The sequence below is a fragment of the Kineococcus siccus genome (genome assembly GCF_009906795.1).
Taxonomy (GTDB): domain Bacteria; phylum Actinomycetota; class Actinomycetes; order Actinomycetales; family Kineococcaceae; genus Kineococcus; species Kineococcus siccus.
The window spans coordinates 6657-19038 of record NZ_JAAALN010000059.1; the positions used below are offsets into that span (position 1 = coordinate 6657).

Below are 12382 nucleotides of genomic sequence, written 5' to 3' on the forward strand. Positions count from 1 at the left end.
CCCCGCCGCGACCGCCGCCGTCGCGCTCGCCCGCCTCGGCGCCCGGGTCGGCCTGTGCGCGGTCGTGGGCGACGACGACCCCGGGCGCCGGGTCCGCGAGGACCTCGAGCGGGAGGGCGTGGTGCTGGACTGGCTGACCGTGGGCCCCGGTCCCACGGCCCGCAGCTGCGTGCTCGTCACGGCCGGCACGGGGCGGCGCGCCATCGCGGCGCAGCCCGCACCCGCCCCGGACCCGGCCGACGTGCCCCTGACGGCCGCGACCTGGCTGCACGTCGACCAGACGGGCGCGCGGCCGGTGCGACGCGCCCTCGCCGGGCGGCACGACGGGCCGCGGCTCAGCGTGGACGGCGGGAACCCGCTCGACCCCGGGGACTTCGCCGACCTGGCCGGCGTCGACGTCTACGCGCCGTCCGTCCTCCAGCTCTGCCTGCGCTACGGCACCCCGTCCGTCCCCGTGGCCCTCTCGCGCGCGGTCGCCGACGGGGCCCGGTGGGTCGTGGCGACCGACGGCGACCGCGGGGCGCACGTGCGCTCGGCCGACGTGGACGAGCACGTGGCGGCCCACCGCGTGGACGTCACCTCGACGCTGGGCGCCGGCGACGTCTTCCACGGCGCCCTGCTGGCGGGACTCGTCGCCGGGGCCGCGCTCCCCGCGGCGGTGCGGCGCGCGAGCGCCGCGGCGGCGCTGTCCTGCCGCGGGGTGGACGGTCGCTCCGCGATCCCGTCCGCGGCGGAGCTCGACGCCTACCTGGACCGGGAGCGCCCGAGCGCTCCTGCCGCGGTTGCGAGACGACTGGAGTGCTCATGACCCCGAGGACCGCAGACCCGCAGGCCCGGCTCGACGCGCTGCGGACGGCCTCGGGCGGTTTCGCCATGGTCGCCCTCGACCAGCGGGAGTCGCTGCGCGAGATGTTCGCCCCCGACGACCGGGGGCGTCCCGTCGGCGACGCGGTCCTGGCCGCCTTCAAGGCGGAGGCCGCGGCCGTGCTCACCCCGGCCGCCTCCGGCGTCCTGCTGGACCACCCCCTCGGCGTGCCCGGGCCGCAGTGGCCCCGGCACGTGGCCCCGGCGTGCGGTCTGGTCCTCGCGGCCGACGACCTGCACAGCGTCCCGGGCGAGGGCGTCGTGGGCAGTTCCCTGCAGCAGGCCGTCGACGTCGACCTCGTCCGGGCCACCGGGGCCGCCGCCGTCAAGCTCCTCGTCATCTGGCGCCGGGGCACCGACGCCCACCGCCCCCTCGTCGCCGCCTTCCTCGACCTGGCCCGCGCCGCGGGGGTCGCGAGCCTCGTGGAGGGCATCGTCCGCCCGGCCGAGGGCGCCGGCTGGGCGTCCGCCGCGGACCGGCACGACGCCATCGTCGAGGCGGCCGCGGACCTGTCCCCCGGGGCGGCGGTCTACAAGGCCGAGGTCCCCGGCTACGTGCCCGGCGACGTCTCGGGCGTGCGCGCGCAGTCGCGGCGCGTGTCCGACGTCGTGGACGGGCCGTGGGTGGTGCTCTCCAACGGCACCCGCCAGGAGGACTTCGCGGCGGCGCTCGGCGCCGCCTGTGCCGGTGGGGCGCACGGCTTCCTGGCCGGCCGCGCCGTCTGGGCCGACGTCGTGCGGGAGCCGGACCCGTCCCAGGCGCTGCGGGAGCGGTCCCTGCCGCGGCTGCACGCCCTGCGGGGCATCGTCGACCGCGCGCGCGACGCCGCGGGCGCGGTCCGCGGGGCGGCGTCGTGACGCCGGCGGCGGCCCGGATGCCCTCCGCGTCGGCGGCCGAGCGCCGCGAGCGCCTCGCGCAGGTCGTCCTCGAGGAGGGCTACTGCACGATCACCGAGCTCTCGGTGCTCCTGGGCGTCTCCGAGATGACCGTCCGGCGCGACGTGGCGCGGCTCGCGGGCGAGTCCCGCCTGCGCGCCTTCCACGGCGGCGTCGGCTCGGTCTCCCCCGCCGACGTGGCCGGCATCCGCTACAGCGACCGTGACCTGACGATGGCCGAGGCGAAGCGGGCCATCGCCCGGCACGCCGTGGAGAAGGTCCGCGGCGGCGACGTGCTGGGCATCGACGCGGGGACCACCGCGGCCCAGCTGGCGGCCCTGCTGCCCACCGACCGCCAGGTGCAGGTGGTGACGCCGTCGCTGCCCGCGGTGAACAGCATGGCGAAGAACCCCGCCGTGAGCCTGAACTGCCTCGGCGGGGACTTCCACACCGAGTCCCTGTCCTTCGCCGGGCCGGCGACGCTGCAGGCCATCGCGAACCTGCACGTCGACACGCTGTTCCTCGCGGCCAGCGGTCTCAACGGTCGGGGGGCGTTCTGCGGCAACAGCTTCGACGCCATCACGAAGCGAGCCCTGATCGAGGTGGCGGACCGCGTCGTCCTCATCGCGGACTCCTCCAAGTTCACCACCTCGGCCATGGTGCGCATCTGCGGCTGGGACGGGATCGACTGCCTGGTGATCGACGACGGGCTGAGCGCCGCGGACGAGGCGGTGCTGCGGCAGTTCGGCGTGGCCGTCGAGCGCGTCGCGGTCCGCAGCGCGGCGGAGCTGCGCGAGGAGGCCGCCGCGGCCGGGCCCGGCTGACCTGCTCAGCCTCTGACCACGCACGCCGCTGCCCCCTCGCGCCGCTGCGGCGCAGCGGTCAGATGATGTCCGCCGGGTCGTCGCTGCGCGCGTAGTCGTACGCCACGCGGGGCACCTGCGTCGCGAACTTCCCGCCGCTGACGTCGATGAGCGTCCCGGTGATGTAGGCGGCCTGGTCGGAGGCCAGGAAGCAGACGACGTTGCCGATGTCCTCGGTCGTCCCCCAGCGGCGCACCGTGAGCGTGTCCAGGAGGAGGTCCTGCTCGGCGCGGGGCCGTTCCGCGAACCCGTTGAGCGAGGTCGGGACCATGCCGGGGGCGTAGGCGTTCACGGTGATCCCCCACGGCCCGAGCTCCCCGGCGAGCGCGCGGCTGAAGTGCGCCACGGCCGCCTTGGTCGAGGCGTAGGCCGCGTGCGCCACGCTCGGGACGATGGCCGCGAACGAGGAGGCGTTGACGATGCGGCCCGAGCGCTGGGCCTTCATGGCGGGGATGACGGCCTTGCAGGCCAGGAAGGTCCCGGTGAGGTTCACGTCGTGGCACCGCCGCCAGGCCTCCTCGGGCAGCGTGTCGACCGGGCCCGTCGCGGTGACGCCCGCGTTGTTGACCAGGACGTCGACGCGCCCGAAGCGGTCGAGCACCTCCTGCACGGTCCCGGTGAGCGCCTCGAGGTCGGTGACGTCGCACACGCGCTGCAGCGACTCCGGGCTCCCGGCGGCGGCGGTGAGCTCCGCGCCCAGGGCCTGCAGGTCGTCCCCGCCGACGTCGAGGGCCACCGTCGTCACCCCCTCGCGGGCGAGGCGGCGCACCAGGTCGCGCCCGATGCCGCGTCCGGCTCCCGTCACGAGCGCCACCCGCCCGGAGAGGTCGATGTTCATGCTGCCGTCCTTCGCGTGGCCACGGGCGGTTCACGAGTGGGGTTTCACGAGCGGGTCGTGGTGAGGAGGGTGACGGCCTCGCTGCCGAGGCCCGCGGCGGACGCGCGCACGACGACGGTGCCCGCCTCCCCCGCCCGGGTGCGGACCCACACCGCGGCGACGGCGCCGGTCTCGTGCAGGTCGAGGACCGCGTCCCCGACGAGCACCGCCGGGCCGTCGACCTCGACGTGGACGAGCGCCTGGCTGCTGCCGCGCGCGCGACCGAACCGGTCCACCACGGCGACGACCACGCGGGTGGCGTCGGCGCCGTCCGCGACCAGCTCGCGGTCGTCCGCGACGAGGCTGAGGGTGTCGCCGGCGCGGTCCCCGCTGCAGCGCAGCACCGCCACGCGCTCCCCGCCGACGAACCCCTCGACGCGGAGGTTCGGCGTGTCCGCGGGCTGCAGGCGCAGGTCGACGAACGACGGCGGGTGCGGCAGGTGCGGGAACCGGTCGGTGTCGGGCGTCACGGACCCGACGAACCGGTCCCCGAGGTAGACGTCCAGGCGTTCGCAGTTCGAGCACAGCACCGCCCGCTCCCCCGGGCCCCACGTCCGGTGCTCGGGCCGGCCGGCGAAGGACCCCGGCTGCCCGAACTCGGGCGGGTCCCACGTGAACGCGGGCTCGAGGACCACGCGCCGCCGAGGGTCGACCTGGGCGCGGTAGATCGCGGCGCCCGGCTTGAGGACCCGGAAGACGTCGCCGAGGCCCGACGTCTTGACGCCGCGGTGGTGGTTGCCCATGTTGGCCTGGTAGTCGAACCCGACCCACGCCAGGAGACCGCAGAACCGCCGGTCCCCCATGGCCGCGTCGTGGGCCAGCGCGTAGTCCAGGGCCTGGTGCTGCTGCACGCGGGCGCCGTCCGTGCGCAGGTAGAACGTCGTCGGGCTGCTGCGCGTCGAGACGGCCTCGCTGACGAGGTAGGGACGGCCCGCGACGGGTTCGAGCAGCGTGGGGTGGCGCTCACCCGCCGCGTCGACGGCCGTGGAGTAGTCGTCGTAGCCGAACAGGTCGTGCTGGAACGTGGCCGTCCGGGCGTAGTCGCCGAACATGGTCCCGCTCGTGGTCCGGCCGGGGTCCAGCTCCTTCACGAGGGCCTCGGTGCGGGCGTAGAAGGCCGGCCGGTCCGGCGTCTCGTTCAGCCGGGCTCCCCACACGACGATCGAGGGGCGGTGCCGGTCGCGGGCGATCATGCGCTCGATGTCGTCGACCGCGCGGTCCTGCCACGTCGAGTCCCCCACGTACTGCCAGCCGGGGGACTCCTCCCACACGAGCAGGCCGAGCTCGTCGCAGGCGTCGAGGAAGGACGCCGTCTGCGGGTAGTGCGAGCACCGCACCATGACGCAGTTGAGCTCGTCCTTGATGATGGCCGCGTCGCGGCGGTGGACCCGGTCGGGCATCGAGAACCCCGCGAAGGGGAAGTAGCCGTGGCGGTTGACGCCGAGGAGGTAGCGACGCCGGCCGTTGAGCAGGAACCCGTCCTCGGTGAACCGCGCCTCGCGGTACCCCGTCCGCACCGACGTGGTGTGCACCAGCCGCCCACCGGCCCGCAGGTCGACCTCGACGTGGTGCAGGACGGGGTCGTCGGTGTCCCACAGCGCGGCGTCCTGCAGCCCCGTCACCTCGACCGCGACGTCGCTGCCGCCGACCGGCAGGGTCCGCGACGGCGACACCGTGCTCGCCAGCACCCGCCCGGCGGCGTCGCGCACCCGGACCTCGAGGCTCGCGTCCGGCAGCGGCTCGGCGCAGTCGAGGGTGACGACGGCCGTGGTGCGCCGCGCCGCGGGGTCCAGGACGTCGTGGTGCGTCAGGGCCGTCGCCCGCACGAAGCACGCGGGGACGACGCGCAGGGAGACGCTGCGGTGCAGCCCGCCCGGCTGGAGGTAGTCGATGGCGCTGCTCGGGGCCGGGGCCGGCAGGTTGGGCGGGACGTTGAGCGCCGACCGGGAGTCGACCACGACGGTCAGGACGTCACCACCCTCGACCGCCGTCCGGCCCGTGAGCTCGACGGAGAAGGGCAGGTACCCACCGAGGTTCTCGCCGACGACCTCACCGCCGACCGCGACGACCGCGTTGGTCATCGCGGCCGCCACGTCCACGAAGAGCCGCGACCCCGCGGCCCGCGGGACGGCGGGGAGGTGGTGGCGGTACACCCACACGCGCTCCCAGGTCGACGGGTCCCAGGACCGCCAGGAGAGCGGGGTCACGATGTGCGGCAGCACGACCGGCTCCCACGCGGAGTCGTCCAGCGCCGGGTCGGCCAGGGCCGTCACGACCCCCCGGTCGAGCGCGTCCTCGGGCCCCGGAGCACGCACCTGTCCGCCGAACAGCCACCCGGCGCCGAGGTCGACCTCCACCGTCGTCGTCACGTCGTCCACCGCAGTCGCTCCCTCGTCGTCCGCCGTCCGCCTGCCGTCCTGCTCCCCGCACGCTCCACGAGGAGCCTTCACCCTGCACCGCCGGCGCCGGCCCGGCGCCGTTCCCGGGCCTCGACGCGCACCTCGCGGGAACCCCCGAACCAGCGGTCCCGCGCGCCCGCGAGGAAGCGCGCCGACGCGGCCATCTCGGCCATGCCGTCGACGCCGTCCTCGATGCTGATCCAGCCGTCGTAGCCCGCGCCCGCGAGCACCTCGAAGATCCCCTCGTAGTCGTTGAGCCCGGCGCCGACGACCCCGTGCACGAGGTCCGGGGAGTACCCGATCGTGCCGTCGCTGCGCCGCAACGACTCCAGGGGGGCACCGCTCGCGAGGTGGCGGTCGGAGGCCTGGACGGTGCGCACGCGCTCCACCACGGCGCGGAGCAGGTCGACCGGGTCGTCCCCCGCGACGAGCGCGTTCGACGGGTCGTACTGCACGCCGAACCACTCGTGCTCGCCCACGCGGTCGAGCAGGGCCAGGAACACCTCGCGCCGCTGGGCGAACTCGGGGTAGGCCCACGTCGAGGCCTTGTAGTGGTTCTCGAGGCACAGGGTGACGCCCAGCTGCGCGGCGACGGGCAGCAACCGGACGATGGCGTCGGCCGCCCAGTCCAGCCCCTGCTCGCGGGAGACGGCGGGGTGGGCCTGACCGCTGAGGACCCGGCAGGTCGGGGCGTCGCCACCCAGGTGCGCGGCGATCTCCACGGCCCGCACCTGCCGGTCGAACTCCCGGGCCCGCTCACCCGCGTCGGGGTGCGTGAAGTCCGGTGAGGCGCAGAGCATCGGCATCTCGAACGACGCGCGCGCCAGGGCCTCCCCCACGCGGTCGAGCTCCGCCCTCGTGTCCTCCCAGAAGAAGCCGGTGTGCAGCTCGAGCCCCTCGACGGGCAGGACCCGCGCGGCCTCGATCCAGTCGTGCACCGACATCGTCCGGGCCACGAGCATCGGGTGGAGGTACGCCTTCGGGAAGGCCGCGATCCGCACGAGGGACTCCTCCGGCCGCTGGGTCGGGAGCGGGACACCCCCTCGATGTGAGATTCAGAACATATAGTGGGGGAAGGAGAACATCAAGGGTCCCCGACCCCGGGAGGTCGCATGTCCGCACCGCCGCCCCGCACCACCGTGGCCGTCGTGGGGACGGGCGCCATGGCGGCGGCCATGGCGGACGACCTCGCCCGCTGCGAGGGGACGGAGCTCACCGCCGTGGTCAGCCGGGACGCCCGGCGGGCGCGGGAGTTCGCCGACCGGCACGGCGTCCGCGTGGCCGTGGCGACGCCCTCGCTCGGCAGCCTGGACGTCGACCTGGTCTACGTGGCGACACCGCACCAGGACCACGCACCCACGGCGCGCGCCGCCCTCGAGAGCGGGCACCACGTCCTGGTCGAGAAGGCGTTCACCCTCGACGCGGCCGAGGCCGAGGAGCTCACGGCCCTCGCGGCCGCTCGCGACCGGTTCCTCATGGAGGCCATGTGGATGCGGTTCAACCCCGCCGTGCGCCGCCTGCAGGGACTGCTGGCCGAGGGGGCGGTCGGTGAGCCGCGCGCCGTGTCGGCCGGTTTCGGTCGCCCGGTCCCGCAGGAGCCCGCGCACCGCCTGTGGGCGCCGGAGGGCGGCGGCACGGTGCTGGACCAGGGCGTCTACCCCGTGACCCTCGCGGACCTCGTGCTGGGCGCACCCGACACGGTCGCGGCGACCGGTTCGCGCCGGGGCTACGACGGGCGCGACGCCGGCGTGGAGACCGAGGCGGCCGTGGTCCTCGGCTTCCCCGGCGGACGGCAGGCGCTGTGCTGGACCTCGATCCGGGCCGCCCTGCCCCGGCGGGCGACGGTCAGCGGGGCCGGGGGCCACCTCGAGCTCGACGAACCGTTCTGGTGCACGGGCGGACTCACCCTGCACCGCACGGGTACCGAGCCCGAGCGCTTCGACCTCCCGCTGGAGGGGCGCGGCTACGTCCCCATGCTGCGCGCCGTGCACGCGGCCGTCTCCCAGGGCCTGCGCGAGCACCCCCTCTGCCCGCCGGCCTGGAGCGTGCGGGTGATGCGCGTGCTCGACGAGGTGCGCCGCCAGCTGCGGGACGGTGCGACGACGAGCGGTGGTGCGGGCTGGGCGGGGCGACCCGAGGACCGCGCGGGCGCCGCGGCACGGGGTGACAGCGCGGTGCGGGTCGGGCAGACTCGAGGTGGTTGAGCACTCATCCTCTGGAGGTCCCGTGACCGTCAAGCTGGCCATCGTCTACTACTCCGCCACCGGTACCGTCCGCGGCATGGCCGAGCGCCTCGCCGCGGCCGGTGAGCAGGCCGGCGCCGAGGTGCGCCTGCGGCAGGTCCAGCGGCAGCCCACGGGCGGCGAGAAGGCCGCGACCGACGAGCAGACCGCCGAGGCCGAGGCCGCGAAGGGGGCCCCCGACGCCACCGCGGACGACGTCGTCTGGGCCGACGCCGTCCTGTTCGGCTCCCCCACGCGCTACGGCAACGTCGCCGGCCAGCTCAAGGTCTTCATCGACTCCCTCGGCGCGCAGTGGGCGCAGGGCCTGCTCGCCGACAAGGTGTACGCGGGCTTCACGTCCTCCCAGACCGCGCACGGCGGCCAGGAGACCACGCTGACCGCGCTCTACAACACCATCTACCACTTCGGCGGCATCATCGTGCCGCCCGGCTACACCGCGGCGCTGAAGTTCGTCGACGGCAACCCCTACGGCGTCAGCCACGTCACCGGGGCGGACAACGACATCCCGCTGGGGCAGGCCGAGCTCGACGCCCTCGACCACCTCGCCACCCGCGTCGTGTCCGTCGCGGGTCGCCTCCGGGGCGAGTGAGGACCGGGACGTCGCGGGAGGCGCGAGCAGGGCGGCGCCGGAGCGGAACCCCCTCCGGCGCACCCTCTCCCGGCGGCCCTCGACGTCCCTCTTGACGCGGCGGTGACCGGTGTCGTCTCCTGCTCTGACGCAGAGAGGAGCTCGCCGTGCAGGGCACCGACGACCGTCCGGGTGGGGGATCGACCCACGAGGCCGCGCCGGCGCCCGGACGGCGCTCCGCGGCGGCGCTGCGGCGGACCGCTCTCCGGGCCCTGGCCGTCGTGTGCGCCACCACCGCCGTGGTCGGTGCCGTCCAGCGTCCCGGGTCGGTCCTGCTGGTGGCGGTCCTCCTCGCACTCCTCCTGCTGCTGCTGCCCGCCGCGGCGCCACCGGGGCTCACGGCCGTCGCCGCCGGGCGCCGGTGGTTGCTGGGCTGCGCCGCCACCGTCGCGCTGCTGCCCCCGTTCCTCGTCGGCACCGACGTCCTCGGCCGCCCCGGCCAGGTGCTCGCGGTGCTCGTCCCGGCGCTCGGCGGCGGACTGCTCCTGCAGGCGGTCCTGCACGGGGCCGACCTGCAGTCCCTGCTCGCCGCGACCGGCCGTCCCCCCGCCGGCGACGACCCGGGCGAGGACCCCCTCGCGGAGCTGCCGCGGCTGCTGGGCGTCCTCCCCCTCGACCTGCTGTGCGCCGAGTGGGAGTCCGCGCGCCGGGCGGCGGCGGCGGCCACGGGACCGCGGGCGGCCGAGCTGACCGCGGCGGAGCGCGAGGTCGTCGCGGAGCTGCGCCGTCGCGACGCCGACGCGGCCCGGCGCTGGCTCGCGGCCGGCGGCGACGAGCGCCCCGACCGGTTCTTTGGCCTCCGACCGCCCGGGGACGCACCGTGACCGGGGACGCACCTCGACCAGGAGCGCCGGCCCCCTGCACTACCCCGCGTCCTGCCCCGGCGTGACGAGGCCCGTCTCGTAGCCGAGGACGACGGCCTGCACGCGGTCGCGCAGGCCGAGCTTGGTGAGGATGCGGCTGACGTGCGTCTTGGCGGTCTGCTCCGCGATGTACAGGTCGCCCGCGATCTCCTGGTTGGACAGCCCGCGCGCGACGAGGACGAACACCTCGCGCTCGCGGGGGGTGAGCTCGTCCAGGCGGGACGGTTCGGCGCCGGGCCGGGTCCGCGTCGACACGAAGTGCTCGATGAGCCGCCGGGTGATGCCCGGGGCCAGCAGCGAGTCGCCCGCCGCCACCGCGCGCACCGCGTCCAGGAGCGCCTGCGGCGTGGCGTCCTTGAGCAGGAAGCCGCTCGCCCCGGCGCGCAGCGCCTCGAACACGTAGTCGTCGATGTCGAACGTGGTGAGGATGAGGATGCGCGGGCGACCCGCGCCGCCGGCCCCGTCGCCCGCCCCGTCGCCCGCCCCGTCCCCTGCGCCGTCCGGCGTGTCGGGGAAGTCCGCGAGGATGCGGCGGGTCGCCTCCAGCCCGTCGAGCACGGGCATCCGGACGTCCATGAGGACGACGTCGGGCCGCGTGGCCCGCACCACCTCGACCGCCTCCGCGCCGTCGGCCGCCTCCCCGACGACCTCCACGTCCGGCTGCGCCGCCAGCAGCGCCCCGAAACCCGCGCGGATCATCGCCTGGTCGTCGACGACGACGGCCCTGATCGTCACTGCCCGACCCCCCGTTCGTGCGGCTGCAGCGGAACCTCCGCCTGCACCGAGAAACCCCCGTCGTCGGTCGGCCCGGAGGTCACGGAACCCCCGAGCAGGACCGCGCGCTCGCGCATGCCCACCAGCCCGTGCCCGCCGCCGTCCAGGCGCCCGACGGTGTCGCCGACGGGCCCGGGCGGCGCCCCGTTGCGCACGGACACCCCCACCCGCTGGTCGTCGGGCTCGTCCCCGGTCAGCACGAGGCGGACGTCGACGTGCGCGCCCGGGGCGTGCCGGACCACGTTGGCCAGGGCCTCCTGCACGATGCGGTGCACGACGAGGCCTACCGAGGACGGGACGCTGCTGCGGCGCAGCGCCTCGTCCACCCCGACGTCGACGACGCAACCGGCGCGACGCGCGCCCGAGGCCAGCTCCTCGACGCCCTCGAGCCCCGGCTGGGGGGCCAGGTCCACGGCGCCGGCCTCCTCGCGCAGCACCCCCAGGAGCGTCCGCATCTCCTGCAGCGCCGTGCGGGCCTGCGCCGCGATGTCGTCGAACTCGGCCCGCACCGTCGCGTCCAGCCCGGGGATCCGGTACGTCGCCGTCGTGGCCTGGACCTGCACCACCGACATGCTGTGCGCGACGACGTCGTGCAGCTCCCGGGCGATGCGGTTGCGCTCCTCGACCACGACGCGCCGCGAGGCCTCGAGCTCGCTGGCCCGCCGGTACTGCGCGAGCTGCATGCGCGTCGTGATGCGCGCCCCGACGGCCACCGACAGCACGAGCACGAGCGCGGAGTTCGAGCTGTAGACCACGAGGTCCGCGCCGTGGCTCGCGGCGCCGCTGCTGCCCACCACGGGGCTCATGAACTCCGCGACCCCGATGGACAGCAGGATGCTCGACCACCACGTGAACAACCCGAGCCGGCCGAAACCCCGCAACCCCAGCACGGCGATCACGGCGCACGACGCCAGCAGGCTCGTGACCGACCAGGGCCAGGGCCACTCCCCCGGCTGCGACACGACGGGCAGCAGGACCGACGTGCTCAGCACGAGGACCACGGCGAGCGTCGGCCGGCGCACCGCGAGCGGGATCGCCACCACCTGCAGCGTCGTCAGGACGAAGGACAGCGCCAGCGGCACCGCGTACAGCTCCGCGGTCAGCGGGACGCCGACGCAGAGCAGCACGATCGCCAGCCCGATCGGCACGGGCCACGGGAACAGGGTCGCGAGGAACGCCTCCCGGCGCGCGCGCAGCAGTTCCCGGTTCACCGTCCGGGCCTCGCGCCAGTCGTGCAGGCGCTCGCTCGTGCTCGGACGCAGGGCCCGCTCGCGCGCCCGGGCCGCGCGCGCCGCGGGCGAGCGGCGTCGCGGGAGGGTCGCGAACGGGGATCGCCCTGCCACGTCCGTCCCCCTCCGCGGTGCTGCGCCTGCTCGGCCCGTGCAGCCGACGGTACCCGCGCCGCAGCGTCGCGCGGGGGCGCGGGGCCGTCACGGCGCAGGGCCGACGGGGTGGCGGCCGCCCCGATCGCGCCGGGGCCGCGTTAGGGTCCGCCGAGGGGGGAACCGCGTGATGACGTTCGTCGTGCTGGCCGTCGTGGGCGGCGGGCTCTGCCTGCTGTCCTTCGTCCTCGACGGCGTGTTCGAGGCGCTCGACGTGGACATCGCCGGCGGGTTCCTCTCCCTGACGTCGCTGTCGGGCGCCGTGGCCCTGTTCGGCCTGTCCGGGTTCCTGGCCGTCGACACCCTCGGCTGGAGCGGCGGGCGCGCCGCTCTCCTCGGATCCGCCGTCGCGCTCGTGACCCTCGTCGCAGTGGGTTCCCTCGTGCGCGTGCTGCGGCGCGAGGAGCCCGAGACCTCCACGACCATCGTCGGCGCCCGCGGTCACGTCACCACGCGCGTGCCCGCCGGCGGGTACGGCGAGGTCCACCTCGTCCTCGCCGGGACGACGGTCAAGCGCACGGCCACCGCGGCCGCACCGCTGGACCGCGGAACCCCCGTGCAGGTGCTCGCGGAACTCTCCGCGACCGCCGTGCGGGTGAGCCCGCTCGAGCTC

Annotated in this window: 12 protein-coding genes; 7 read left to right on the plus strand and 5 right to left on the minus strand. The window is 75.9% G+C overall.

Going from position 1 to position 12382, the window contains the following annotated elements; genetic code table 11:
- The 3 genes from GTR02_RS08940 to GTR02_RS08950 all read left to right on the plus strand — a co-directional run.
- Window positions 1-808: carbohydrate kinase family protein (locus tag GTR02_RS08940; protein ID WP_205708905.1), on the plus strand; the 808-nt coding region annotated here is incomplete at its 5' end.
- Window positions 805-1722, plus strand: a complete 918-nt coding sequence (locus GTR02_RS08945; protein WP_166607139.1) for an aldolase — start codon at window positions 805-807, stop codon at window positions 1720-1722. The genes GTR02_RS08940 and GTR02_RS08945, both read left to right, overlap by 4 nt.
- Window positions 1723-1739: 17 nt before the next feature.
- Window positions 1740-2564: a DeoR/GlpR family DNA-binding transcription regulator gene (locus GTR02_RS08950; protein ID WP_166607140.1), complete on the plus strand. Its 825-nt coding sequence runs from the start codon at window positions 1740-1742 to the stop codon at window positions 2562-2564.
- A gap of 58 nt (window positions 2565-2622) precedes the next feature.
- Here GTR02_RS08950 and GTR02_RS08955 read toward each other — a convergent pair whose 3' ends face one another.
- From GTR02_RS08955 to GTR02_RS08965, 3 genes are all read right to left on the minus strand, one after another.
- Window positions 2623-3441, minus strand: a complete 819-nt coding sequence (locus GTR02_RS08955) for an SDR family NAD(P)-dependent oxidoreductase (protein WP_166607141.1) — start codon at window positions 3439-3441, stop codon at window positions 2623-2625.
- A gap of 44 nt (window positions 3442-3485) precedes the next feature.
- Window positions 3486-5849 carry a glycoside hydrolase family 2 TIM barrel-domain containing protein gene (locus GTR02_RS08960; protein ID WP_166607142.1) on the minus strand — a complete coding sequence of 788 codons (2364 nt, stop codon included), beginning with the start codon at window positions 5847-5849 and terminating at the stop codon, window positions 3486-3488.
- Window positions 5850-5926: 77 nt separating this feature from the next.
- Complete coding sequence (locus tag GTR02_RS08965) at window positions 5927-6880, minus strand: TIM barrel protein (protein ID WP_205708906.1); 954 nt, start codon at window positions 6878-6880, stop codon at window positions 5927-5929.
- A gap of 111 nt (window positions 6881-6991) precedes the next feature.
- Between GTR02_RS08965 and GTR02_RS08970 the strand changes: the two genes are divergently transcribed.
- From GTR02_RS08970 to GTR02_RS08980, 3 genes are all read left to right on the plus strand, one after another.
- On the plus strand, window positions 6992-8083 hold the full coding sequence (locus GTR02_RS08970) for a Gfo/Idh/MocA family protein (protein ID WP_166607143.1): 1092 nt from the start codon (window positions 6992-6994) through the stop codon (window positions 8081-8083).
- A gap of 76 nt (window positions 8084-8159) precedes the next feature.
- Complete coding sequence (locus GTR02_RS08975; protein ID WP_166607150.1) at window positions 8160-8711, plus strand: NAD(P)H-dependent oxidoreductase; 552 nt, start codon at window positions 8160-8162, stop codon at window positions 8709-8711.
- 146 nt (window positions 8712-8857) lie between these two features.
- Window positions 8858-9574: a hypothetical protein gene (locus GTR02_RS08980; protein WP_166607144.1), complete on the plus strand. Its 717-nt coding sequence runs from the start codon at window positions 8858-8860 to the stop codon at window positions 9572-9574.
- A 39-nt stretch (window positions 9575-9613) separates the two neighbouring features.
- Here GTR02_RS08980 and GTR02_RS08985 read toward each other — a convergent pair whose 3' ends face one another.
- Together GTR02_RS08985 and GTR02_RS24345 are read right to left on the minus strand one after the other, a co-directional pair.
- Complete coding sequence (locus GTR02_RS08985) at window positions 9614-10348, minus strand: response regulator (protein ID WP_166607145.1); 735 nt, start codon at window positions 10346-10348, stop codon at window positions 9614-9616.
- Entirely contained in the window at window positions 10345-11730 is a 1386-nt protein-coding gene (locus GTR02_RS24345) for a histidine kinase (RefSeq protein WP_166607146.1), read from the minus strand. Before GTR02_RS24345 ends, GTR02_RS08985 begins: the two co-directional genes overlap by 4 nt.
- A gap of 166 nt (window positions 11731-11896) precedes the next feature.
- On the opposite strand from GTR02_RS24345, the gene GTR02_RS08995 reads away from it, so the two are divergent.
- The coding region (locus tag GTR02_RS08995; RefSeq protein WP_166607147.1) for a hypothetical protein at window positions 11897-12382 on the plus strand (486 nt) is incomplete at its 3' end.